Source organism: Camelimonas abortus (assembly GCF_042432745.1).
Taxonomy (GTDB): Bacteria; Pseudomonadota; Alphaproteobacteria; order Rhizobiales; family Beijerinckiaceae; genus Camelimonas; species Camelimonas abortus.
In genome coordinates this window covers 2,797,825-2,820,684 of record NZ_JBHLWR010000006.1, presented here as the reverse complement: position 1 = coordinate 2,820,684, position 22,860 = coordinate 2,797,825, and the positions used below count along the sequence as shown (strand labels likewise).

At 70.6% G+C, this 22,860-nt stretch carries 19 protein-coding genes; 5 read left to right on the top strand and 14 right to left on the bottom strand.

Going from position 1 to position 22,860, the window contains the following annotated elements; genetic code table 11:
- Window positions 1-557 precede the first annotated feature (557 nt).
- Both ACFFJB_RS14510 and ACFFJB_RS14505 read right to left on the bottom strand, forming a co-directional pair.
- On the bottom strand, window positions 558-2,246 hold the full coding sequence (locus ACFFJB_RS14510; RefSeq protein ID WP_376832410.1) for an AMP-binding protein: 1,689 nt from the start codon (window positions 2,244-2,246) through the stop codon (window positions 558-560).
- Between the two features lie 269 nt (window positions 2,247-2,515).
- Window positions 2,516-3,718 carry a pyridoxal phosphate-dependent aminotransferase gene (locus ACFFJB_RS14505; RefSeq protein ID WP_376832408.1) on the bottom strand — a complete coding sequence of 401 codons (1,203 nt, stop codon included), beginning with the start codon at window positions 3,716-3,718 and terminating at the stop codon, window positions 2,516-2,518.
- A 365-nt stretch (window positions 3,719-4,083) separates the two neighbouring features.
- Here ACFFJB_RS14505 and ACFFJB_RS14500 point away from each other — a divergent pair, with 365 nt between their 5' ends.
- Window positions 4,084-4,323 (top strand): hypothetical protein, encoded by a 240-nt coding sequence (locus ACFFJB_RS14500; protein ID WP_376832406.1) that lies wholly within the window; start codon window positions 4,084-4,086, stop codon window positions 4,321-4,323.
- A 173-nt stretch (window positions 4,324-4,496) separates the two neighbouring features.
- Here the strand turns inward: ACFFJB_RS14500 and ACFFJB_RS14495 are convergent, their stop codons facing one another.
- A complete protein-coding gene (locus ACFFJB_RS14495; RefSeq protein WP_376832404.1) occupies window positions 4,497-5,204 on the bottom strand; it encodes a methyltransferase domain-containing protein in 708 nt (235 codons plus the stop codon).
- Between the two features lie 276 nt (window positions 5,205-5,480).
- On the opposite strand from ACFFJB_RS14495, the gene ACFFJB_RS14490 reads away from it, so the two are divergent.
- Both ACFFJB_RS14490 and uvrB read left to right on the top strand, forming a co-directional pair.
- Window positions 5,481-6,122: a type ISP restriction/modification enzyme C-terminal domain-containing protein gene (locus tag ACFFJB_RS14490; protein ID WP_376832402.1), complete on the top strand. Its 642-nt coding sequence runs from the start codon at window positions 5,481-5,483 to the stop codon at window positions 6,120-6,122.
- A gap of 83 nt (window positions 6,123-6,205) precedes the next feature.
- Entirely contained in the window at window positions 6,206-8,980 is a 2,775-nt protein-coding gene (gene uvrB, locus ACFFJB_RS14485; RefSeq protein ID WP_376832400.1) for an excinuclease ABC subunit UvrB, read from the top strand.
- 128 nt (window positions 8,981-9,108) lie between these two features.
- Here uvrB and ACFFJB_RS14480 read toward each other — a convergent pair whose 3' ends face one another.
- The 7 genes from ACFFJB_RS14480 to ACFFJB_RS14450 all read right to left on the bottom strand — a co-directional run bounded on the left by ACFFJB_RS14480 (window position 9,109) and on the right by ACFFJB_RS14450 (window position 17,043).
- Window positions 9,109-9,771 (bottom strand): outer membrane protein, encoded by a 663-nt coding sequence (locus tag ACFFJB_RS14480; protein ID WP_376832398.1) that lies wholly within the window; start codon window positions 9,769-9,771, stop codon window positions 9,109-9,111.
- 300 nt (window positions 9,772-10,071) lie between these two features.
- Window positions 10,072-10,923, bottom strand: a complete 852-nt coding sequence (locus ACFFJB_RS14475; protein WP_376832396.1) for an outer membrane protein — start codon at window positions 10,921-10,923, stop codon at window positions 10,072-10,074.
- A 209-nt stretch (window positions 10,924-11,132) separates the two neighbouring features.
- On the bottom strand, window positions 11,133-11,888 hold the full coding sequence (locus tag ACFFJB_RS14470; RefSeq protein ID WP_376832394.1) for an enoyl-CoA hydratase/isomerase family protein: 756 nt from the start codon (window positions 11,886-11,888) through the stop codon (window positions 11,133-11,135).
- Window positions 11,889-12,094: 206 nt separating this feature from the next.
- A complete protein-coding gene (locus ACFFJB_RS14465; protein WP_376832392.1) occupies window positions 12,095-13,066 on the bottom strand; it encodes an NAD(P)H-dependent flavin oxidoreductase in 972 nt (323 codons plus the stop codon).
- 84 nt (window positions 13,067-13,150) lie between these two features.
- Window positions 13,151-14,392 (bottom strand): acyl-CoA dehydrogenase family protein, encoded by a 1,242-nt coding sequence (locus ACFFJB_RS14460; protein ID WP_376832390.1) that lies wholly within the window; start codon window positions 14,390-14,392, stop codon window positions 13,151-13,153.
- A 111-nt stretch (window positions 14,393-14,503) separates the two neighbouring features.
- Entirely contained in the window at window positions 14,504-15,742 is a 1,239-nt protein-coding gene (locus tag ACFFJB_RS14455) for an acyl-CoA dehydrogenase (RefSeq protein WP_376832389.1), read from the bottom strand.
- A gap of 179 nt (window positions 15,743-15,921) precedes the next feature.
- Window positions 15,922-17,043 carry an acyl-CoA dehydrogenase family protein gene (locus ACFFJB_RS14450; protein WP_376832386.1) on the bottom strand — a complete coding sequence of 374 codons (1,122 nt, stop codon included), beginning with the start codon at window positions 17,041-17,043 and terminating at the stop codon, window positions 15,922-15,924.
- Window positions 17,044-17,332: 289 nt separating this feature from the next.
- Between ACFFJB_RS14450 and ACFFJB_RS14445 the strand changes: the two genes are divergently transcribed.
- Window positions 17,333-18,130 carry an enoyl-CoA hydratase/isomerase family protein gene (locus ACFFJB_RS14445; protein WP_376832384.1) on the top strand — a complete coding sequence of 266 codons (798 nt, stop codon included), beginning with the start codon at window positions 17,333-17,335 and terminating at the stop codon, window positions 18,128-18,130.
- Between the two features lie 193 nt (window positions 18,131-18,323).
- Here the strand turns inward: ACFFJB_RS14445 and ACFFJB_RS14440 are convergent, their stop codons facing one another.
- The 4 genes from ACFFJB_RS14440 to ACFFJB_RS14425 form a co-directional block, all read right to left on the bottom strand.
- A complete protein-coding gene (locus ACFFJB_RS14440) occupies window positions 18,324-19,910 on the bottom strand; it encodes a fatty acid--CoA ligase (protein WP_376832382.1) in 1,587 nt (528 codons plus the stop codon).
- A 424-nt stretch (window positions 19,911-20,334) separates the two neighbouring features.
- Window positions 20,335-20,571, bottom strand: coding sequence for a hypothetical protein (locus ACFFJB_RS14435; RefSeq protein WP_376832380.1), 237 nt, complete (start codon window positions 20,569-20,571; stop codon window positions 20,335-20,337).
- 142 nt (window positions 20,572-20,713) lie between these two features.
- Window positions 20,714-21,211, bottom strand: a complete 498-nt coding sequence (locus ACFFJB_RS14430; protein ID WP_376832378.1) for a GNAT family N-acetyltransferase — start codon at window positions 21,209-21,211, stop codon at window positions 20,714-20,716.
- 83 nt (window positions 21,212-21,294) lie between these two features.
- Window positions 21,295-21,762, bottom strand: a complete 468-nt coding sequence (locus ACFFJB_RS14425; RefSeq protein WP_376832376.1) for an NUDIX domain-containing protein — start codon at window positions 21,760-21,762, stop codon at window positions 21,295-21,297.
- Between the two features lie 153 nt (window positions 21,763-21,915).
- On the opposite strand from ACFFJB_RS14425, the gene ACFFJB_RS14420 reads away from it, so the two are divergent.
- Window positions 21,916-22,818: a metallophosphoesterase family protein gene (locus tag ACFFJB_RS14420; RefSeq protein WP_376832374.1), complete on the top strand. Its 903-nt coding sequence runs from the start codon at window positions 21,916-21,918 to the stop codon at window positions 22,816-22,818.
- Window positions 22,819-22,860: the final 42 nt, after the last annotated feature.

The window sequence follows — 22,860 nt, the reverse complement described above, 5'->3', positions numbered from 1 at the left end:
CCGTGATTACATGCCAGTCACGCATGGCAGACATGACGCCCGCCGCCCTTGCCAAATGCGGGCCAGGCGCCAGAATGGCATGTGGATGAAAGCAGTGCTCCGCACCGCCTCCCGGCGTTGAGCACAGTTTTCACCGTTCCCCTCTGGAAGTGTTCCGCCGCTAGCGGAACAACTCTTGGTCGGGTTTCCAGGTGAAACCCGACCTTTTTTGTGCGTCGCGCCGTTCCGTTACGGCGTTAAGGCGGCGCCGCCTCCGGAGGATCGGCCTGATACGGGACATGATACGGGAAATGTCGCAGGAATCGCCGCCGCTCCGCCGGCACCGGGCGCGCCGGCCGCAGCGCGTGCGCCTGAAGTATTAAACGCGGACAGGACCGTTCCTGACGGCAAAAATACTTTCGCGCCTCCCCGCAAGGCAGCGTCGCGGGCGGACGCGCGGCGCGGACCGCAGGTTCCGAGGACCCGGGGCGACGGACAGGCCGGCGAACAAAGGGCGGCGCGGTCGCCCGCTCCGCCCCCCTGCTCCCCCCGCGCCGGCCCCGGGCGGCGCGCACGCGTCAGCCGCCCTCGCGCAGGGCGCGGCGCAGCACCTTGCCGACGTTGGTCTTGGGCAGCTCGTCGCGGAACACGATCTGCTTCGGCGCCTTGTAGGCGGTGAGGTTCTCGCGGGCGAAGGCCTTCAGCGCCTCTTCGGTCAGGGAGGGATCGCGGCGCACCACATGGGCCACCACCCGCTCGCCCGTGACCGGATCCGGCGCGCCGATCACCGCCGCCTCCAGCACGCCGGGGTGCGAGGCCAGCACGTCCTCGATTTCGTTGGGATAGACGTTGAAGCCGGAGACCAGGATCATGTCCTTGGCCCTGTCGACGATGCGGAACTGGCCGTCGGGCAGCATCACGGCGATGTCGCCGGTGCGGAAATAGCCGTCGGGCGTCATCACCTTCGCCGTCTCGTCCGGGCGCTTCCAGTAACCCTGCATCACCTGCGGGCCCTTCACGCACAGCTCGCCGGGCTCGCCAGGCGGCAGCTCCTGGTTGTTGGCGTCGCGGATCGAGACCCAGGTGGACGGCGCCGGAAATCCGATGGAGCCGGAGAATTCGGCGAGCGTCGGCGGATTGGCGGTGACGATGGGCGAGGTTTCGGACAGGCCGTAGCCTTCCAGGATGGGCGAGCCGGTGATCTCCTTCCAGCGCTTCGCCACCGCGGCCTGGGTGGCCATGCCGCCGGAGACCGAATAGGCGAGGCGCGAGAAGTCCACCTCGCGGATGGCCGGGTGGTTGACCAGGGCGTTGTACAGCGTGTTGACGCCGGACATGCGTGTGAAGCGCGCGCCCTTGAGAATTTTCACGAAGCCGTCGATATCGCGCGGATTTGTGACCAGCAGGGCGCAGCCGCCGGTCCTGAGCATGAACAGGCAGCACACCGTGAGCGCGAAGATGTGGTAGAGCGGCAGCGCCGTCACCATCACCGGATCGGGCTCCGGCGGGCCGCCGGAGTTGAACCAGGCCTCGGCCTGGACGACGTTGCAGGCGACGTTGTGGTGGCTGAGCATGGCGCCCTTGGAGACGCCGGTCGTGCCGCCGGTGTATTGCAGGAAGGCGAGATCGCCGGGGCTCACCGCCACCGGCGCCGGCGGGCGGGCCCGGCCCTTCGCCAGGGCCGCGGCGAAACGGACGGCGCCGGGGATGCTCCACGCCGGAACCGCCTTGCGCAGGTGGCGCGAGACGAGGTTCACCACCACGCCCTTCAGCCCCATAAGGTCGCCGGGACTGGCCACCACGACGTGGTCCAGCTGGATCCGCGGCAGGGCCTGCTGCACGGTGGCGGCGAAATTCTCCAGCACCACCAGCACGCGCGCGCCGGAGTCGTTCAGCTGGTGCTCCAGCTCGCGCGGCGTGTACAGCGGATTGACGTTGACCACCACGGCGCCGGCCAGCAGCGCGCCGAACATGGCCGGCGGATAGGCGAGCACGTTGGGCAGCATCAGGGCGACGCGGTCGCCCTTGCGCACGCCGGCCTGCTGCAGCCAGCTGGCGAAGGCTTCAGCCTCGCGCTTCAGGTCCGCGAAGGTGATGCGGCTGCCGAAGCACTCATAGGCGGGGCGTTGCGCGAAGGTCGCGACGCTGTCGTGGAACAGGTCGACGAGCGTGCCGACAGCGGCCGCGTCGATGTCCGCCGGCGCCCCGGGCGGATAGTGAGCCAGCCATGGACGCTCCCGCAATGAAGCAACCGTCGCCTCCGCCATCTCCGCCCTCTCCCGATGTCACGCCGCCGTCCGCAGTTCTGTTCTGGCGCCGGAGCGGCCCCCTCGGGGCGTCGCGCCGGCCATTCCGGAGAAGCAGCCTAGCTCCGGGCGCCGGCAGGGTCGATCAGACCAAAGCATAACGGCGGCCCCGCCTCCGGGGGGCGGCGCGGGAAAACGGCGACAAGAAAAAAGGCCGCCCCGGAGGGGGCGGCCTCTGGCATGGACAGGCGACGGCCGGGCGGGCGACGGCGCGCCGCCGCCGCGGGGCCTCAGCGCAGCGAGGCGCAGAATCGCTGGATGCGCGTGCAGGCCTCCTCCAGCACCGCGCTGGAAGCTGCGTAGGAGACGCGGAAGTTGGGGCCGAGACCGAAGGCCGAGCCATGCACCACAGCCACGCCTTCCGCCTCGAGCAGGGCGGTGACGAAGTCCTCGTCGGTGTTGATCACCTTGCCGTCCGGCGTCTTGCGGCCAATGGCGCCGGCGCAGGACGGATAGACGTAGAACGCGCCCTCCGGCGTCGGGCACTGCAGGTGCGGCGCCTGGTTGAGCATCGACACCACGAGGTCGCGCCGCTCCTGGAACGCCTTGCGGAAAGTGGCCAGATGGTCCTGAGGACCGTCCAGCGCCTCGACGGCCGCCCACTGGGCGATGGTGCACGCGCCCGAGGTCTGCTGGCCCTGCAGCGTGTCCATGGCCTTGATGAGCTTCTCCGGGCCGGCGGCGTAGCCAATGCGCCAGCCGGTCATGGCGTAGGCCTTGGAGACGCCGTTCACCGTGAGGGTGCGGTCGTAGAGCTGCGGCTCCACCTGGGCCGGAGTGACGAACCGGAAGTCGCCGTAGACCAGGTGCTCGTACATGTCGTCGGTCATCACCCAGACATGCGGATGGCGAAGCAGCACGTCGGTGAGCTTCTTCATCTCGTCATGGCTGTAGGCGGCGCCCGACGGGTTGGACGGCGAGTTCAGGATCACCCACTTGGTCTTCGGGGTGATGGCGCGCTCCAGCTCCTCCGGCTGCAGCTTGAAGCTGTTCTCCAGGGTCGTCTCGGCGAACACCGGCGCGCCGCCGCACAGCGCCACCATCTCCGGATAGGACACCCAGTACGGGGTGGGGATGATCACCTCGTCGCCAGGGTTGATGGTGGCCATCAGCGCGTTGAACAGGATCTGCTTGCCGCCGGTGCCGACGATGGTCTGGGACACCTTGTACTCAAGGCCGTTCTCGCGGCGGAACTTGCGCACGATCGCCTCGCGCAGCGGCATGATGCCCGGCACCGGCGGATAACGGGTCTCGTTGCGCCCGATGGCGGCGACGGCGGCGCGCTTGATGTGCTCGGGCGTGTCGAAGTCCGGCTCGCCCACCGACAGCGAGATCACGTCGCGACCCTGCGCTTTCAGGTCGCGCGCTTTTTGCGTCACCACGATCGTGGCGGAAGGCTTCATGCGGCCGAGAGCGTCGGAAAGGAAAGCCACGACTGATCTCCTTAAACAGTCAGCTGGAACGGCGCCCGCGAAGGGCGGGAGCAGGCGGCCTGATCTACGCCCGCTGACCGCCGCATGCAAGCGCCGCCCGCGTCCACGGGCCCTGCGCCCGGCGCAGGCGCGGAACAACTTCGCCGCCCCCGCCGTTTACCCTGCGAACGACATCACCCGCGGCGCCGGCACGGCGCCGCACGGGCGAGGCGCCCCGCCGGAAAAAATCGCCGCACGGCGTGAACCGGATCGCGCCCCCAGACCACTCATGTGCGCAACCGCACCGATTCTCCGCCCGGCCCCGGCAAGATGGCCAGTACGCGGGAACGGAACGATGCATCCGCGCCGCAACCGGAGTCATCGCCATGAACGCCAGTGACCCCATCCGTATCGAGGAATTTCGCGCCGCCCGCGACGCCGGCGGCTTCAGCGTCAGCGAAGTGAGCCGCGCCGAGGCGCGCCGCCAGTTCCGCTTTTCGCTGGCGCTGGTGACCACCCTGGTCGCCGCCACCGTTCTGGCCGCGGCCGTCGCCCCTTACGGGGTGGCCACCAAGGGGCCGCAGGTGGCCCGCAACGACGGCGCCGCCGTCACCGTGGTGCGCTGAGCGCGCGTGCGCCCGCGCGACCGCAAACGCCGGAGCGGCGCGCACGGGGCGGGGGACGCGCGCCCGGCGACTGCGCCGCGTTCATTGCGCCGCGTTCATGAGGGCGGCGGACCAGCAGGCGGCGCGCCCGACGGGCCGTCTCCGCCCGTTACCCCCTCCTTACACCCCCCTCTTCACACCCGCGCGTCGGCCTTGCGCACCGCGAACACCGTGGCGCCGGTGATCTTGCGCCAGTGATGCGGCCGGATGGCCGCCTCCACCAGCTTCTCCTCCGGCACATGACGGGTCAGGTCGTAGCGCTCCGGCAGGCGGAACAGCATGCCGAGAGTCTCGGCGATGAAGGCGCGGCCGAAATTGCGGTAGTGACGGAAGGCGCCGAAGCGGGCGGCCTTCTCCTCCAGCGTGCCCAGGGCGATGGCGTCGCGGAACTCCTCCCCCTCCACCGGCACGGAGAACAGCATCACCCCGTCATCGGTGAGCGAACGGGCCAGCCGCAACAGCACCGCCGAATAATTGCATTCAATATGCTCAAGCACGTGATTGAGCACGATCACGTCATAGGCGGATTCCGGCAGGTCAAAGACGTCGCGGCACAGGTCGAATTTCTCGACGCCAAGGCCCGGATAGTTCTCCGGGGCGATGTCGACGGCGCGATAGGCGCCGGAAATCCGTCGCAGGAGCTGCGACAGTCCCCGCTCCGGGGCGAAATGCAGCACGCTGGCCCCGGGCCGCGGCTTCAGGTCGCCCTGCAGGCGCAGGGCGCACACGCGCGTGCGCTCCAGCGAGCCGCAGCCGGCGCAGCGCACCTTCGGCCGCCCCGGCATGTCGGTGAACTCCTCGCCGCCGCAGATGTTGCAGCGCAGCCGGGTGGCCTGCTCCATGTGCTGTCGTCCCGTGTTTGCGGCGCGCCGCGGCGGCGTTTCCACCGCGGCGGGGGGTCCGCGCGGCCGCGCCCGCTTCGCCCGCCGCGCCAGGCGCCTTATGGTGCCACAGGCGTAACGGACATCCGCCGCCGGGCGCAAGGGCCGCGTCCGTCCGCGTGGCGGCCGGCCCGGCGCCGTCCGGGACCCGGGCGGAGCCGCCGGTCCGCCGCGACAGCCTCCGGCAGGGCTCCCGGAGCAAGGAACCAGAAGGCAGGCAGCCCAGGGGAAGGACCCATGAGCGCGAGCGTCGCAGATCCCGCCACTCCGCCAGCCGGCGCCGCCGCCCCCGCGGCGCTGGCCCGCGCCGCCCTCACCGCCTTCGCGGCCCGCGGCCTCGCGCCGCAGCAGCGGCCTGACGTCATCCGCCGCGCCCTGGCGGCGACCTCGCCGCTGGCTGCGGAGGATCCGGCCGGCGTCTATGGCGCGCTGCACGCGCTGGCCGGCGCGCTGGACGCCCTGCGCGACATGGAGGACCTGCACGCCGCCATCGCCAGCCGGGCGGAGCGCCTGCGCGACGCCGGCGCGCGGCTGCTGGCGCTGCATGGCGGCGAGCCCAGGCCATGGCCGGTGGTGCGCGTTGACATGGATCCGGCCGTCGCCGGGCTGCGGGGCGCGCCGCGGCTGCTGCTGCGGCCGCAGCGCGACTACGGCGTCATCCGCCTCGACGCGGTGGTCACCCTGTGCAACGTGCCGCCGGCGGCGTGGCGGCATGCGGTGGGCGGGACGGCGCTGCTGGACATGGAGTTCGCCGGCTGGAAGGCCGAAGCCGCCGCGGCCGGCTCCGACGCCGCCGTGGACCGGCGGGAGGTGACCCGCCGCATCGCCTGGCTGTGCCGCGTCGGCGTGGAGACCGTGCGCATTCTCGACGGGCGCTGAACGCCGGCGCGGCGGCGCCCCAGGCAGGCGGTTCGGCGGCGGCGCGGTTTGGCGGCGGCGCGGTTTCGCCCCATATTGTGGTCATGCCGAGAAAGCCCCCCAAGCCGCCCGGAGATCACGGGCCCGAACAGGCCGCGCCCGCCGGCGGACGCCGCGCGCCGCGCGCGCCCCGTTCACGCGCGGCGCGGCCCGAGCTGCTGCCGCTGGACGAACATCTGGCCGAGCTGCTGAACCCGGCGCTCAACCGCGGCCGGGCCGGCCCCGGCCCGGCGGCCAGCGACCGCGCCGGCCTGAAGCAGGCGCGCGCCGCGAAGGAGCGCGGCGCGGCGGCGGACGGCGGCTTCGGCGAGGCGCCGCAGGCGCCGTTTGACGCTGCGGGCGCCGCGCCGGCGAAGGGACGGCGCGCCCGCAAATGGGGCGAGGCCGACGGCGCCCTCACCCGCGACGAGATCCTGGGCGCCGCCCCGCGCCGCGTGCGCCAGGGCAATGTCGCCGCCGATCCTGACGACAGCGCCGGCGAGGCGGCCACCCCCGGCGCGTCGGCGACGCGCCAGGCGCTGGAAGACCTGCTGGCCCATGGCGATCCGCACCTGGGCGACCGGCCGTGGACGCCGCACCGGCCGCCGCGGCCGGAAAAGTCGGAAGGCGGCGTGCCCTTCCGCCTGCAGTCGCAGTTCGAGCCCGCCGGCGACCAGCCGGAGGCCATCGAGGCGCTGGTGGAGGGCCTCAGCCGCGGCGAGCGCGACCAGGTGCTGCTGGGCGTCACCGGCTCGGGCAAGACCTTCACCATGGCCCAGGTGATCCAGCGCACCCAGCGCCCGGCGCTGATCCTGGCCCACAACAAGACCCTGGCGGCGCAGCTTTACGGGGAGTTCAAGGCGTTCTTTCCCGACAACGCGGTCGAATATTTCGTATCGTACTACGATTATTACCAGCCTGAAGCCTATGTGCCGCGCTCCGACACCTATATCGAAAAAGAAAGCTCGGTGAACGAGCAGATCGACCGGATGCGCCACGCCGCCACCCGCGCCCTGCTGGAGCGCGACGACGTGATCATCGTCGCCTCGGTGTCGTGCATCTACGGCATTGGCTCGGTTGAGACCTACACCGCCATGACCTTCTCGCTGAAGGTGGGCGAGCGTATCGAGCAGCGCCAGCTGCTGGCCGATCTGGTGGCGCTGCAGTACCGGCGGGTGCAGGCGGATTTCGTGCGCGGCGCGTTCCGGGTGCGCGGCGACGTCATCGAGCTGTTCCCGGCCCACATGGAGGACCGCGCCTGGCGCATCAGCCTGTTCGGCGACGAGATCGACTCCATCTCCGAATTCGATCCGCTCACCGGCGCGAAGACCGCCGACCTCTCCTTCGTGAAGGTCTACGCCAATTCGCACTATGTGACGCCGAAGCCGACGCTCAGCCAGGCCATCAAGGGCATCCGGGAGGAGCTGAAGCAGCGCCTCGACCAGCTGAACCGCGCCGGGCGCTATCTGGAGGCGCAGCGGCTGGAGCAGCGCACCATGTTTGACATGGAGATGCTGGAGGCCACCGGCTCCTGCGCCGGCATCGAGAACTATTCGCGTTACCTGACCGGGCGCAGGCCAGGCGAGCCGCCGCCGACGCTCTTTGAATATTTGCCGGATAACGCCATCGTTTTCGTCGACGAAAGTCACGTCACCATCCCGCAGATCGGCGCCATGTACCGGGGCGACTTCCGCCGCAAGGCGACGCTTGCCGAATATGGTTTCCGCCTGCCGTCCTGCCTCGACAACCGGCCGCTGCGCTTTGAGGAATGGGACGCCATGCGGCCGCAGACCATCCATGTTTCGGCCACGCCCGGCGCCTGGGAGCTTGAGCGGAGCGGCGGCGTCTTCGTGGAGCAGGTGATCCGGCCCACCGGCCTGGTCGACCCGCCGGTGGAGGTGCGCCCGGCCCGCGCCCAGGTGGACGACGTGCTCGGCGAGATCCGCGCCACGGCGGCGCAGGGCCACCGCACGCTGCTCACCGTGCTCACCAAGCGCATGGCGGAGGACCTCACCGAATACCTGCACGAGAACGGCGTGCGCGTGCGCTACATGCACTCGGACATCGACACGCTGGAGCGCATCGAGATCATCCGCGACCTGCGTCTCGGCGCCTTTGACGCGCTGGTGGGCATCAACCTGCTGCGCGAAGGCCTCGACATTCCCGAATGCGGCCTCGTGGCCATTCTCGACGCCGACAAGGAGGGCTTCCTGCGCTCGGAAACCTCGCTGATCCAGACCATCGGCCGCGCCGCCCGCAATGTGGACGGGCGGGTGATCCTCTACGCCGACCAGATCACCGGCTCCATGCAGCGGGCGCTCGACGAGACGCGCCGCCGCCGCGAGAAGCAGCTGGCGTGGAACGCCGCCAACGGCATCACGCCGCAGAGCGTGCGCCGGAACATCGCCGACATTCTGGAGAGCGTTTACGAACGCGACCGGGTGACGGTGGACGCCGGCCTGACGCAGGAGGCGGCGCAGGTGGGCCACAACCTGCAGGCTGTGATCGCCGATCTGGAGAAGCGCATGCGCGCCGCGGCCGCCGACCTCGACTTCGAAACCGCCGCGCGCCTGCGCGACGAGATCCGCCGGCTGCAGGCGACGGAGCTGGCGGTCGCCGGCGATCCGCTCGCGCGCCAGGCCGACATCGCGGCGGAGGCGGGATCCTTTGCCGGCGAAGGACGTTACGGTCCGGCGGCGAACCTGCCGCCCGGCCGGGCGCGCAAGCCCACCCTGGACGAGATGGGCCCCCACAACCGCGAGCTGCCGCTGGGCGCGGAGACGTTCACGCCCCCGCCGCGGCCGCAGCCACGCCCGCGCGGCAGGCCGCGACGCCGATGACGGCGCCGTCGGGCGTCGTCACGGCCCGGGCGGCGGAAAAGGCAGGGGGCGGGATGATCGCTCATCCCGCCCCCGTTCCGTGCGGAGACCGGCGCGGCGCAGCCACGCCTCCGGCCCCGGCGCGAGAGTCAGAACCTGTAGTTCAGGCCGACGCGGAAGGTGTGAAGGTTGTCGCGGTCCGACCACGCCTTCCTGGACGTCAGCTTGCCGAAGCCGTCGGTGCGGTTGAACGACACCAGGTCGTATTCGCCGCGCAGCGTGACGTTGTCGGCGATGGCGTACTCAAGGCCGGCGCCGAGCACCACGCCCGAGCGGATCTTGCCCCTGGCGTACCACGAGTCGTTGCGGCCGGAGCTCACCTCGCCCCAGGCCAGACCGGCGGTGCCGTAGACCAGGGCGCGCTCGCCAAGCGCCAGACCGACGCGCGGACGCACCGTGCCGAACCAGCTCAGCTGGCGGGCGTGCAGCGGCTGGCGATGGATCACCGCCCGGGTGTAGTTGATGTCGGCTTCGAGGCCGAGCACGACGGAGCCGATCTGGTAGTTGTAACCGGCCTGGACGCCGCCGATGAAGGAGCCCCTGTCACGCTTGCCCTGCCCGCCGGCCTTGCCGGCGCCCCGCAGCCCCCAGCCGCCGTTCACGCCGGCGTAGAAGCCGGTGAAGGTAAACGGCTGCACGGTCTGGGTCATCACCGGCGCGACCGGAGCGGCGTGACGGGCCGGCAGGTCAGCGGCCGCGGCGCCCGACGCGGAAAGAACGGCGGCGATCGACAGGAGAAAAAAGCGCTTCATCAAAATAACCTCTCGAGTACGATTTGGCGTGGCGGATGGATACTTGAGATCACCAAACTCAAATAACCACAAATTGGGACACTTTCGCGTGAACGGCCAGGCTGTTACATAAAAACAACATAACGCTCCAGCACAACTCCTGCATCATTACCCGCGATCTCTGAAAAATACCTGATCCCCCAACGCCCCCGGTGAACCGCCGGCGGTCATCGCCCGGGGGGACTCCCGCCCGGCGCCCCCCCGGAACGCGACAGGGTCGCCCTGCCGGCGGCCGGGCGACCCTCAGGAAAGGCGCAGGAATCAGAACCTGTAGTTCAGGCCGGCGCGGAAGACCTGGAACGCCGGCCGGCTCCTGACGGCGAGGCGCCCGTCATTGCCGTCGCTGCGGATGGTCCGGACCGCCGGCGACAGGACGAGATAGTTGTATTCCGCCTTCACGGACAGCGAATCGGTGAGCGCGTATTCAGCGCCCGCCCCGACGACCCAGCCCGTTGAATAGCCGCTGGCCGACGCGCCGCCGATGCGCTCGACGCTGGAGCCGTCCGTGGCCGAGACATAGGAGGCGCTGGTCGTGACCTTGCCGAAGGCGAAGCCGCCCGTGCCGTAGACGAGCAGGCGCTCCGCCGGCGTGAAACCGATGCGCGCGCGCGCCGTGCCGTACCAGTCGAGCGTGGAGCGGGCCGAAGCCTCACGCTCCTGGAACCGCCGGGTGTGGACCGTCGGCCACGGCAGGAAGCCCACGAGCCGCTGCCTCTCCGACATCCACCACTGCTGTCCGCCGTCGGCGCGCGATTGCAGTCCCGCATAGGTCAGATCGCCCTCAACGCCCAGCACCAGCGCGCCGATCTGGTAGTTGTAGCCGGCCTGGGCGCCGCCAACGAGGCCGCCCTTGCCCTCGCGACGCCAGGTATCAAGCGCGCTGTCCAGCGGAACCGGCGTCCGGGAGCCGTCCGGCGTCAGCGAAAACGCCTCAATCTGCGGCGGCCGCGTCGCGTAGCCGCCGTGCACGCCGGCATAAAAGCCTGTCCAGCTGAACAGGGGCGCCACAGGCGCCGGAGCGACGGGCGCCTCCTTCCGGGACGGCAGGTCGGCCGCAAGGGCGGCGTTGACGGCAAGACCAAAAGTCGCAACCGAAAACAGAAAATGTTTCATACAAATCACTCCAGACAACGCAAAATGCGCGCTGTGTGATAGTAAAAATAAGTTCCAGCAAATAATCCCGTTCAGGGACACGCCGCGCCGGCGTCATGTACGGGACGGCGGAAAACAGTGAACAAGCAACTCACGACAAATTCATGCAATCATCGGCCGCCGCTACGGGCGCCTGCGCCCGCAACGACGGCCGCATGCGCAGACGGCGGTCAGGAAACCTTCGCCGTCTTGTTCTGGAAGGCCGCGATGCGCGCCGCCATGTCCGGGCCGACGCCGCGCGAGCGGGCGATCTCGTAGCTGAGCCCCGCCGCCAGCGGCAGGCCGTCGGTCTCGTTGAGCAGCGCCTTGTTGGCCCGGTGGCTGAACCAGGAATTGGCCAGAATGGTCCGCGCCAGGGCCTCCAGCTCGCGGTCAAAGTCCGCGTCCGGCCAGCAGATGTTGGCGAGGCCCATGGCCTCGGCCTCGCGGCCGCCATAGGTGCGGGCGGTGAACATCATCTCCCGCGCCTTCGGCAGGCCGACGCGCCGCGGCAGGCGCTGGCTCATGCCCCACACCGGGGTCAGCGCCCAGCGGGCGTGGGTGTCGGCGAACCGGGCGCCCTCGGCGCACACGATCAGGTCGCCGGCCAGCGCCAGCTCCAGCGCGCCGGTGTAGCAGTGGCCGTGAACGGCGGTGATCACCGGCGGCGGCAGGCTGGCCAGCTTTTCGATGACGCTGGCCTGGAAATGCGGCCGCGGCGGTTTCTCGCCGGCGGCGATGTCGTTCAGGTCGTGGCCGGCCGAGAAGCAGCGGCCGGCGCCGCGCACGATGACCAGGCCCACCTCCCCGGTCTGGCCGGCGATGGCGTCCACATGCCGCTCGAGCGCCTCGAACAGCTCCACGTTGAGCGCATTCAGCTTGTCAGGACGGTTGAGCGTCAGCGTGGCGCAGCCATCCCTGTCTTCCCTCAGCACGAGCGCGGTCATGGCGTATCTCCCTGAATCAGTGTCGTGGAAGGCGGACCGGCTTTCCGCCGTGGCGATGCGGCGGGCCGCCCTGCCGGGCGGCCCGCCGGAACGGGGCCCTGCAGGAGCGCCCCTGCCGGAAAGCGCGGACGAAAAAAGCCGGCCGGGGTCCGGCCGGCCGCGCCGCGCGGCGGCGCGCGGCGCCGCCGCTGGCCGCAAGGGGCGGCTTACTGCACCAGCTGCGCCAGACGGCCGCGGATGATCTCCTCGGCCTCGGCGACAATGCGCGAGATCAGCTCCTGGCAGGTGGGGATGTCCCTGATCAGGCCCTGCACCATGCCGGCGGTCCAGATGCCGTAGTCCGGATCGCCGGTCTCGTAGACCATCTTGCCGCGGGCGCCGGCCACGAGATGGCGGATGTCCTCGAACTTCGCGCCTTCCTTCTCCTTCGCCACCACCTCGTCGGAGACGGCGTTCTTGGCCACGCGGGCGGTGTTGCGCATGGTGCGGAAGATCAGCTGGGTGGCGCGCTCGTCGCGGGCCACGAGCTGCTCCTTGATCTTCTCGTGAATGGGCGCCTCCTTCGTGGCCATGAAGCGGGTGCCCATGTTGATGCCGTCGGCGCCCAGCGCCAGCGCGGCGGCGAGGCCGCGGCCGTCGGCGAAGCCGCCGGAGGCGATCATCGGCACGGTGATCTTCTCGGCCGCGGCCGGAATCAGCACCAGGCCCGGAATGTCGTCCTCGCCCGGATGGCCGGCGCACTCAAAACCGTCGATCGAGATGGCGTCGGCGCCCATGCGCTGGGCCGACACGGCGTGACGGACGGCGGTGCACTTGTGAATGACCTTCACGCCATGCTTCTTGAAGTCGTTGATGTGCTCCTCCGGCTTGTAACCGGCGGTCTCGACGGCCTTCACGCCCGACTCGATGATGGCGGCGCGGTATTCGGCGTAGGGCGGCGGCTTGATCGCCGGCAGGATGGTGAGGTTCACGCCGAACGGCCTGTCGGTCATCTCGCGGGTGCGCCTGATCTCCTTGTAAAGATCTTCAGGCGTCGGCTGGGTCAGGGCGGTGATGAAGCCCAGGCCGCCGGCGTTGGCCACGGCCGCCACCAGCTCGGCCCGGCCTACCCACTGCATGCCGCCCTGCGCGACCGGATGCTCGACGCCGAACAGCTCGGTGAAACGTGTCTTGATCATGCTGGATTCCCCAAAAATCTCCCTGTCGCCGCGGCGCGGCGCGTGCAAAAGGGGCGGCGGACCGCCGCCCCTGCGGATCGCCGCTTACTTGCGGCCGCTGGTGGGAATGGCGTTGAACGGCACGTCCTTGTCGACGCGCACGTCCGCCGGCAGACCCAGCACGCGCTCGGCGATGATGTTGCGCAGGATCTCGTCCGAGCCCCCCTCGATGCGGGTGGCCGGCGAGCGCAGCGCCATGGCCTGGAAACGGGCGTGCCCGGCGGCCACGTCAGGATCGGTGATGAGGCCCGCCTGGCCCTGCAGGTCCATGGCGTAACGGGCGATGTCCTGCATCATGGAGCCGGCCACCAGCTTGCCGATGGAATTCTCCGGGCCGGGGGTCTCGCCCTTCGACAGGGCGGAGATGGCGCGGAAGGCGGTGTACCTGAGGCCCGACGCCTTCACCGCCCAGTCGGCGAGCTTCGCGCACACGGCGGGGTTGTCCACGTCGCCGGTGGCGATGGCGTATTCAAGCAGCTCCGGGAAACCGGTGGGCATGCCGGCGCCGATCGACAGGCGCTCGTTCATCAGCGTGGTGAGCGAGACGTTCCAGCCGCCGCCGACCGGGCCGAGGCGCTGGCTGTCCGGAATGCGCACGTTGGTGAAGAACACCTCGTTGAACGTGCGCTGGTCGTTCATCTGCCGGATCGGCACCACCTCGACGCCGGGCGAGCGCATGTCCAGGTAGAACATGGTCAGGCCCTTGTGCTTCGGCACGGTCGGGTCGGTGCGGGCGAGCAGCAGGCCCCACTGGGAGTGCTGGGCGCCGGAGGTCCAGATCTTCTGGCCGTTGATGATCCAGTCGCCGGAGCCGTCGCTGGCGCGCTCGGCGCGTGTGCGCAGGCCGGCGAGGTCGGAGCCGGCCGCCGGCTCGGAGAACAGCTGGCACCAGATCTCCTCGCCCGACGCCAGCTTCGGCAGGCGCTCGCGCTTCGCCTCCTCCGAACCCCAGGCCATCACCGTGGGGCCGCACATGCCGTGGCCGATGGAGAACGGGGCGGAGAGCTTGGCGTAGACGCCCTCCTCCTGGGTCCAGATCACGCGCTCGATCGGCGAGGTGCCGCGGCCGCCGTATTCCTTCGGCCAGTGCAGGCAGGCCCAGCCGGCGTCATATTTTTTCTTCTGCCAGGCCTTGGCGGCGACCATGGGGTCTTCGCTCTTCAGGTACAGGCCGCCGAAGCCGGAGAGGCGCAGCTCCTCCTCCAGGTGTTTCGGCGCATTGGCCTGGATCCAGGCGCGCGCCTCCGCACGGAATGCGGCTTCTTCTGGGGTGTCGTCGAAGTTCATGGGTCAGTCCCCCCGGGGGTTCCCGGTCATTCTTGCCGTTATGGCGCGCCGCAGCGCGGACGCGCCCTGTTTCCCTTGGGGACGGCGCGGCGCGCCGCCCCCGTGACCGTTTCAGCGCAGCTGGCTGAACGGCGCGTCCTTGTCGACGCGCACGTCGCCAGGCAGGCCGAGCACGCGCTCGGCGATGATGTTGCGCAGGATCTCGTCGGTGCCGCCGGCGATGCGCATGCCGGGCGAGCGCAGCGCCAGGTTCTGGAACAGCGCCGCCGCCTCCGCCACGTCAGGATCGGTGATGATCCCGCCCTGGTCCTGCAGCTCCATGGCGTAGCGGGCGATGTCCTGGGTCATGACGCCGGCCACCAGCTTGCCGATGGAGTTCTCCGGCCCCGGCCGCTCGCCCTTCGACAGGCTGGAGATGGCGCGGAACGCCGTGTACTTGAGGCCCGACGCCTTCACCGCCCAGTCCGCCAGCTTCGCGCGCACCGCCGGATTGTCGATGGCGGGGCCGTCCGGCAGCATGAAGCCTTGGACAAAGGCGAACAGCTCGGGGAAGCCGGTGGCCAGCCGCGAGCCGATCGACATGCGCTCGTTCATCAGCGTGGTGAGCGCCACGTTCCAGCCGTCGTTGACCGCGCCAAGGCGGTGGCTGTCGTGGATGCGCACGTTCTCGAAGAACACTTCGTTGAACTCGCGCCCGCCGCTCATCTGGTGGATCGGCCGCACCTCGACGCCCGGGGCCTTCATGTCCACGATGAACATGGTGAGGCCCCTGTGCTTGGGCACGGAGGGATCGGTGCGGGTGAGCAGGATGCCGTAGTCCGAGAACTGGGCGCCCGAGGTCCAGATTTTCTGGCCGTTGATCACCCACTCGTCGGTCCCCTCCGCCTTCTCGGCGCGGGTGCGCAGGGCGGCCACGTCCGAGCCGCCCGCCGGCTCCGAGAACAGCTGGCACCAGATCTCCTCGCCCGAGGCCAGCTTCGGCAGGTATTTGCGCTTCAGCTCCTCGGAGGCGTAGGCCATCACGGTGGGGCCGCACATGCCCTGGCCGATGGCGAAGGGCTGGGCCAGCTGGCCGTAAATACCCTCCTCCTGCTGCCAGATCACGCGCTGGATCGGCGTGGCGTCGCGGCCGCCGTATTCCTTCGGCCAGTGCAGGCAGGCCCAGCCGGCGTCGGCCTTTTTCTTCTGCCAGGCCTTCGCCTCCGCCAGCACGTCGCGGCCGGGCAGGCGCAGGCCGCCGAGACCGGATTTCTTCAGGTCCTCATCCAGGCAGTGCGGCGCGTTGGCGTCGATCCAGGCGCGCACCTCCGCGCGGAACGCGGCTTCTTCCGGAGTATCGTCAAAATTCATCGCCCTGTTCCTCCTGTTGGCGGAGACCGTCCCGCGCGGGACGGCGCCCCGTCGCCTCATGCTGCGGCCGCCCCGCCCCGGCGCGCGGATGCGGGAAGGCCGCGGAACAGGCTGCGCGAGTGTCTGCGCAACCGGAGCCGGCCGGAGCCGGCGGGGCCAGGCAAGCGGGCGGGCCGCCGTCAGGCGGCGTCACGCACGGCGTTGCGCTCGCGCAGGCGGGCGACCAGACGGTTCTCCCAGACGTTCAGGCCGCCCAGGGTGAGCGCCAGAAGGTTGGAGCGCTTGTAGTAGAGGTGGCAGTCGAACTGCCAGGTGAAGCCCATGCCGCCATGCACCTGGATGTTGTTGGCGGAGCAGTGCTGGTAGGCCTTGGTGGCGCTCACGCGGCAGGTGGCGGCGGCCTCCGGCAGCTCGGCCGAGCCGGTGGAGAGCGCGTAGGCGCCCCAGTAGCAGTTGGAGCGGGCCAGGGTGGCCGAAACATACATGTCGGCCAGCATGTGCTTGATGGCCTGGAACGAGCCGATCGGCCGGCCGAAGGCGATGCGCTCGAGAGCGTAGTCGCGGGCCATCTCCAGGGCGCGGTCAGCGCCGCCCACCTGCTCGAAGGCGATGAGCACGGCGGCGCGGTCGTACACCGCGTCGATCACCGCCTGGGCGTCGGCGGCGGCGAGCGGCTCGGCCGGGGCGCCGTCAAAGGCGACGCGGGCGTGCTTGCGGGACGGGTCGATGGTGGCCACCACCTCGCGCGAGACGCCGGGGCCGGCCAGCTCCACCAGATACAGGCCGAGGCCGGAGCCGGAGCGGGCCGAAACGATGGCGAAGTCCGCAACGGCGCCGTCGGCGACCGGAATCTTCACGCCGGAGAGACGGCCGTCCTTCACCTCGGCGCGGATGCGCTCCGCCGTCACCTCGCCGGGGACCTCGGCGTGGGCGAACGTGCCGATGGCCTCGCCGGCGGCGATCTTCGGCAGCCACTTCTGCTTCTGCGCGTCCGTGCCGGCGGCGAGCAGGAACTCGGCGGCGAGATAGACCGTGGAGGAGAACGGCGCCGGAGCCAGCGAGCGGCCCAGCTCCTCGGCGATCACGCACAGCTCGAGATAGCCGAGGCCGGCGCCGCCGAACTCCTCCGGAATCGCCGCGCCGGTGAAGCCCATTTCGGCGAGACCCTTCCACAGCCCGACGTCATAGCCCTCGTCGCCCTCGAGAACGCGGCGAACCACGGAGACCGGGCTCTGCTTCTCCAGGAACTTGCGCGCCGAATCACGCAGCTGCTTCTGTTCGTCAGAGAAATCGAAATTCATCTGTCCCTCCCACGGGAACGGCCGGCGTTCCCCGCGCCTCGTTTGCGACGATCATCGCCAGTCGCCGCCGCTTCGCGCATTCTTCCGCGTCTGGCGGCTTGCATGATGCAGTTGCACCACCTAACGATCGTTTGGTCAAACAAAATAGAGCCGCGTCCGCGACGACTCAAGCGCCCTGTGCGCGGCGGAAGGAGCGGGCGCGCCGGATCAGCGCCGGCCCGCCGGCGCCCTGCGGGCGCCGGACGCGGGCCACTGTCGGGACAGCCCAGGGCAAGACACGAGGAAACCCATGGAATACCAGCATCTTCTGATCGAGCAGAACGGCCCGGTGATCCGCGCCACCATGAACCGGCCGGACCGGCTGAACGCCCTTAACCGCCAGCTTGTCGAGGAGCTGCGCCACTTTTTCACCGACCTTTACTGGCGCGACGACGTGCGGGTGGTGGTGCTGACCGGCGCCGGCCGCGGCTTCTGCGCCGGCCTCGACCTCAAGGACCGCAGCAACGAGAACGCCGAGACCACCACCTGGCAGTCGCTGCGCTTCCAGCGCCGCATCGCCGACATCGTGGTGGCCATGCGCCGCTGCCCGCAGCCGATCGTGGCGCTGGTGAACGGCCCGGCCTCGGGCGGCGGCTTCGCCCTGGCGCTGGCCTCGGACATCCGCATCGTCACGCCGGAAGTGAAGATGAACGCCGCCTTCATCCGCATCGGCCTCTCGGCCTGCGACATCGGCGTCAGCTATTTCCTGCCGCGCCTGACCAACGCCTCGGTGGCGTCGCAGTACATGCTGACCGGCCGCTTCATCGACGCGGAGACGGCGCTGCGCCTCGGCCTCGCCGCGGAAATCGCCACCCGCGAGAACCTGGACGCGGTGGGCCAGAGCTATGTGGACGACCTGCTGCACGCCACCCCGCTTGGCCTGCGCCTGACCAAGGAGGCGCTCAATCACGCCATCGACGCCGGCGGCCTCGAGGCGGTGATCGCCATGGAGGACCGCAACCAGATCCTGTCGTCGCGCTCGAAGGACTTCCGCGAGGGCGTGGCCGCCTTCCTCGAGAAGCGCAAGCCGGTCTACAGCGACGCCTGAGCGCGCGCCGGGGCGCGCCGGCCGCCGGCGCGCCCGCTCCTGCTTCCGCCCCCGGCCCGCGCCGGGGGCTTTTTCCTGCCGGCAATGCCCCGCCGGCGGGCGCGCCAGCGAAGCCCGCAAGACAAGGCGCCGCAAGACAGGGCGGGCGGAAGTGGCCTTCCGCCCGCCCGGAGCCTGCGGCGCGCGCCGCAGGTCAGTTCACGTTGCGGGTATAGCCGGCCCAGTAAGGCTCGCGCAGGGTGCGGCGCAGGATCTTGCCGGAGGCGTTGCGCGGCAGCATGTCGATGAAGTCGATCGACTTGGGCGCCTTGAACGCGGCGATGCGCGTGCGCACGAAGGCGATCAGCTCCTCCTCCGTCACGTTCTGGCCAGGACGCAGCGCCACGACGCCCTTCACCTCCTCGCCCCATTTCTCCGACGGAACGCCGATCACCGCCGCCTCCGCCACCGCCGGGTGACTGCACAGCGCGTTCTCAACCTCCGCCGGATACACGTTCTCGCCGCCGGAGATGATCATGTCCTTCATGCGGTCATGGACGTAGACGTAGCCGTCCTCATCCATGTAGCCGACGTCGCCGGAGCGGAACCAGCCGTCGGAGGTGAAGGCCGCGGCCGTCGCCTCGGGCAGGTTGTAGTAACCGATCATGTTGGACGGCGACCTGATGGCGATCTCGCCGATTTCGCCCGGCGGCAGGCGGGCGCCCTGCTCGTCGAGGATGGCGATCTCCACGCCCGGCAGCGGCTTGCCGGCGGAGCGCATGCGCGGCGTCTCCTCCACGGTGTGGTCTTCCGGCGGCAGCGCCACCACCGTGCCGGTGGTCTCGGTGAGGCCGTACATCTGCACGAAGCCGCACCTGAACACCTCCATGCACTCCCTGAGCAGGGCGTGCGGGATGGGGCTGGCGCCGTAGGAGATGGTGCGCAGGCGGCTGTAGTCCACCTCGCGGGCGCGCGGCTGGCGCACCACGAACTGCAGCGCCGCCGGCACCATGAAGAACTTGTTGACGCCCTCGTGCTCGATCAGGTCGAGCACCTGCATGGGATCGAACTCGCGGGTGATCACCGACTTCACGCCATAGTACATGGACCAGACGCCGAAACCGGTGCCGCCGATGTGGCCGTTGGGCATGGCCACGAGGGCGACGTCGTCATCGTACCAGTGCAGCCATTCGAGGTCGGAGCCGTCCTGCAGGCGGCGCATGGACAGGAAGTTGTCGTGGGTGAGCATCGCGCCCTTCGGGCGGCCCGTGGTGCCGGAGGTGTAGAGCTGCAGCCAGCACTCGTTGGGCTTGCACTCGAGGCGCGGGTCGATGTCCGGCTGCGCGTCGCGCCAGGAGACGAAGTCCGGCCACTCCGGATTGCCGCCCTCCATGGCGATCACCTGCTTCAGGCCGGGGCACTGCGCCTGCACCTGCCGGCCGAGATCGATGAACTCGGGGCCGATGAACAGCAGCTTCGCGCCGGAATCCTGCACGATGTAGGACACTTCCGGCGGCGCCAGGCGCCACACCACCGGCACGATGATGACGCCCGCCTTCATGCAGGCGAACAGCAGCTCGAAGTAATAGTCGGTGTTCTTGCCGACATGGGCCACGCGGTCGCCCGGCTTCACGCCGGCGGCGAGAATGGCGTTGGCGATCTGGTTGGTGTGCCGGTTGAATTCCGCGTGGGTGGTGATGCGGTCTTCAAATTTGTTGTTGATGCGGTCGCCCCTGGTGGCCGCGTGAATGCGCGGCACTTCGGCGAGCGTGGCGATGTTGGCGTCAAGGCTTAACTTCATGGACGTCCATTCCCCTGGGGCGTGTTCCTCTGACGGCTGCGTCGCGCAGCTCTTGTGGCGACGGAACAGGCCCGTCCGTGCTGCAATGCCCGGTTGCGGAAGCCCGCCGGACCGCGGCCGCGGTCCGCCGGAGCCTTCCTGCTCCCGGCGCCGGCCCTGCGGCCGGCCGGTCATGCGCGTGAAAGCCGCCAGGCAGGCGGCGGACAAACGCCGGGAGCCTGGCCGGCCGGGGCCGGCCCCATGCTGGCCGCGGCGCGAGGGGAGCCGTCGCTCCCCGCGCCCGCCAGCGCTCCCGCAGTCCGGCCGTCGTTCTGTTGTTGTGCCGTCCCGGCGCGCGTGACTTCGGCGGCAGCCTAACAGGGCGGGCGCAGAGAATGTCAAGGGGTGGACGAAAAGCCGGCGGGGACGACGCCGGCCGCGCCGGTCAGCGCGCGGGAACGGAGAGGCCGCCGCTGCGGGACTGCGGCTGCTGGTAGACCGGCGGTTCGGCCAGTTCGCCCTGTTTCGGGCGGATGCCGAGATTGCGCTCCTCCGGCGGCGGCGGCACCGCCTCGCGCGGCAGAACGCCCTGCGGCCGCACCCTGGCGTTGCAGGCCGCCAGGCTTGCGGCGGTCACGGCCGCGAGCACGGCGAGCATCACGGTACGGAATTGAGCTCTCATCGCCTGATCCTGTTCTCAATGAGCCCGCCGGCGCATGGACGGCGGCCGCGCGGGCCCGGGGCAATGCCATACGGCGCCGGCCGGGCGCCGGCGTCGCCGTGAGGTAACGGAGCCGCCCGCGCCCCGGGCGCGCAGGCGGCCTTCAGAGCGGTCTCACCTCGCCCTTCGCCCGCTCGAACGCCCCCTCGGCGAGCTCCACATACAGGATGCGCGCCGGATCAACCGGCCCCGGAAACACGAACGAGCCAGGCGGCGCCGGCCGGAAGCCGAAGCGCGTATAGTATGACGGATCGCCCACCAGCATCACAAGCTGTTCGCCGGCGGCGCGGCAGGCGGCCAGCGCCTCCTGGATCAGCGCGCCGGCGATGCCGCGCCGCTCGAACGCCGGCTCCACCGCCAGCGGCCCCAGCATCACCACGTCGATGGAGCCCGAGCGCACGCTGCTGAGCCGCACCGAGCCCACCAGCAGCGTGCCCACCAGCGTGGTGAACGACAGGTCCTGACGGTGCGGCCGCCCCTCGCGCAGGCGGTAGGCGGTGCGGGCGTAACGGCCGGGGCCAAAGGCGCGGTCATGCAGACGCTCGATCTGGGCGGCGTCTTCGGGGCGTTCGGGACGCGTCGTCAGTTCCAGCTCGGCCATCGGCTACTCCGCAACGGACGCGCCGCAGTCGCGGCGCGCAGCCGGCCTTATCACGGCGCCGGCGGCCTCGTCCACGGCGCGGCTCACCACAGCGGCGACACGGGCGCGCCGCGCAGGATCTCGTCGAGCCGGGCGCGGGTGGCCGGCGTCGTCGCCGCCGGCAGGTCGTCGGGGGCGAAAAAGCCGGTTTCGGCGATCTCCCGGTCCGGGCCGCGCGGCGCGCCCTGGCGAAAGGCGCGCGCCACGTACAGGAGCACGTGGTCGCGCGGCGACGCCGTGCGGTTCCAGTAGACGCCGTGCAGGACGGGCGGCGCGGTGAGCTCGATGTTGCCCTCCTCCGCCAGTTCGCGCGCCAGCGCCGTCAGCGCGTCCTCGCCGGCCTCCACGCCGCCGCCCGGCAGGTACCAGCCGCGCACATAGGTGTGTCGCACCAGGAACACGCGCCCTTCGCGGTCGAACACCGCCGCGCGCACCCCAAGGGTGAGACCGCGGGAGACGCGGAAATACGCGTGCAGCGCCCGGCGCAGCAACCGTTCGGAGAGTGTGGCCATGTCCGCTCCCGTGGGCCCGGCCGGGCGGGCCGGCCCGGCATTTCACGAATCCCGCCGCAGGACGTATGACATGCGTCCGCCGACGTTATGCGACGCGCCGGCGACCGTCCACGGGGCGGCCGCCGTCTCCCTCCCGTCAACCCGGTCGCCGCCATGCTGCTCGCCCATCTCTCGGACGCCCATATCGGTCCCCTGCCCGCCCCGCGCCTGCGTGAGCTGCTGGGCAAACGCGTCACCGGCTGGGTGAACTGGCGCCGCGGCCGCCGGCTGGCGCACGACATGGACGCGCTGGCGGCGGTGTGCGCCGACATCGACGCCCACGCCCCGGACCATGTCGCCTTCACCGGCGACGTGGTCAACATCGGCCTGCCGGCAGAATTTCCCGCCGCCCGCGCCTTTCTGGAGCGCCTTGGCCCGCCTGAGCGCGTCAGCTTCACGCCCGGCAATCACGACGTCTATGTGCGCAGTTCGCTGCGGCCGCTGTTCGACAGCCTGGCCCCGTGGATGACCGGCGACGACGGCGTCGCGCCGGCCCCTGGGCGCGGCTTTCCCTATGTGCGCCGCCGCAGCGCCGTGGCGCTGGTGGGGCTGTGCTCCGGCGCGCCCACCATGCCGTTTCTGGCCAGCGGCCGGCTCGGGCGGGCGCAGATCGCCGCCACGCGGCGGTTGCTGGCGCAGCTGCGCGAGGAGGGCCTGACGCGGGTGATCATGATCCACCATCCGCCCCATCCGGGCGGGGCGCGCCCGGGCCGGGGCCTCACCGACGCCGCCGCCTTCGCCCGGATGATCGCCGGCGTGGGGGCCGAGCTGGTACTGCACGGGCACAATCACGTGGCGTCGCTGGCGCGGCTGCCGGGTCCGGACGGGCCGGTGCCGGTGCTCGGCGCGCCATCCGCCTCGGCCCGGCCGGGCTCCGGCGGGCCCCGGGCCGGCTATCACCTCATCCGCATCGCGCCTGCGGGCGGCGGGCGGCCGCGCATCACCGTGGAGACGCGCGGCTTCGGCCCGCAGGACGAAGGCGTGACCACCCTTGCGCGGCTGACGCCCGCGGAATGACCGCCGCCCCCTTGCCGGCGCCGGCGCAATCATCGAAGACGT

What these genes read in the sequence shown, in the direction of transcription:
- ACFFJB_RS14465 (WP_376832392.1), bottom strand. Translation starts at nt 13,066, where the DNA reads ATGATCAAGACACGTTTCACCGAGCTGTTCGGCGTCGAGCATCCGGTC.
- ACFFJB_RS14460 (WP_376832390.1), bottom strand. Translation starts at nt 14,392, where the DNA reads ATGAACTTCGACGACACCCCAGAAGAAGCCGCATTCCGTGCGGAGGCG.
- ACFFJB_RS14500 (WP_376832406.1), top strand. Translation starts at nt 4,084, where the DNA reads ATGAACGCCAGTGACCCCATCCGTATCGAGGAATTTCGCGCCGCCCGC.
- ACFFJB_RS14480 (WP_376832398.1), bottom strand. Translation starts at nt 9,771, where the DNA reads ATGAAGCGCTTTTTTCTCCTGTCGATCGCCGCCGTTCTTTCCGCGTCG.
- ACFFJB_RS14450 (WP_376832386.1), bottom strand. Translation starts at nt 17,043, where the DNA reads ATGAATTTCGATTTCTCTGACGAACAGAAGCAGCTGCGTGATTCGGCG.
- ACFFJB_RS14495 (WP_376832404.1), bottom strand. Translation starts at nt 5,204, where the DNA reads ATGGAGCAGGCCACCCGGCTGCGCTGCAACATCTGCGGCGGCGAGGAG.
- ACFFJB_RS14445 (WP_376832384.1), top strand. Translation starts at nt 17,333, where the DNA reads ATGGAATACCAGCATCTTCTGATCGAGCAGAACGGCCCGGTGATCCGC.
- ACFFJB_RS14490 (WP_376832402.1), top strand. Translation starts at nt 5,481, where the DNA reads ATGAGCGCGAGCGTCGCAGATCCCGCCACTCCGCCAGCCGGCGCCGCC.
- ACFFJB_RS14455 (WP_376832389.1), bottom strand. Translation starts at nt 15,742, where the DNA reads ATGAATTTTGACGATACTCCGGAAGAAGCCGCGTTCCGCGCGGAGGTG.
- ACFFJB_RS14440 (WP_376832382.1), bottom strand. Translation starts at nt 19,910, where the DNA reads ATGAAGTTAAGCCTTGACGCCAACATCGCCACGCTCGCCGAAGTGCCG.
- uvrB (WP_376832400.1), top strand. Translation starts at nt 6,206, where the DNA reads ATGCCGAGAAAGCCCCCCAAGCCGCCCGGAGATCACGGGCCCGAACAG.
- ACFFJB_RS14510 (WP_376832410.1), bottom strand. Translation starts at nt 2,246, where the DNA reads ATGGCGGAGGCGACGGTTGCTTCATTGCGGGAGCGTCCATGGCTGGCT.
- ACFFJB_RS14435 (WP_376832380.1), bottom strand. Translation starts at nt 20,571, where the DNA reads ATGAGAGCTCAATTCCGTACCGTGATGCTCGCCGTGCTCGCGGCCGTG.
- ACFFJB_RS14425 (WP_376832376.1), bottom strand. Translation starts at nt 21,762, where the DNA reads ATGGCCACACTCTCCGAACGGTTGCTGCGCCGGGCGCTGCACGCGTAT.
- ACFFJB_RS14475 (WP_376832396.1), bottom strand. Translation starts at nt 10,923, where the DNA reads ATGAAACATTTTCTGTTTTCGGTTGCGACTTTTGGTCTTGCCGTCAAC.
- ACFFJB_RS14430 (WP_376832378.1), bottom strand. Translation starts at nt 21,211, where the DNA reads ATGGCCGAGCTGGAACTGACGACGCGTCCCGAACGCCCCGAAGACGCC.
- ACFFJB_RS14470 (WP_376832394.1), bottom strand. Translation starts at nt 11,888, where the DNA reads ATGACCGCGCTCGTGCTGAGGGAAGACAGGGATGGCTGCGCCACGCTG.
- ACFFJB_RS14420 (WP_376832374.1), top strand. Translation starts at nt 21,916, where the DNA reads ATGCTGCTCGCCCATCTCTCGGACGCCCATATCGGTCCCCTGCCCGCC.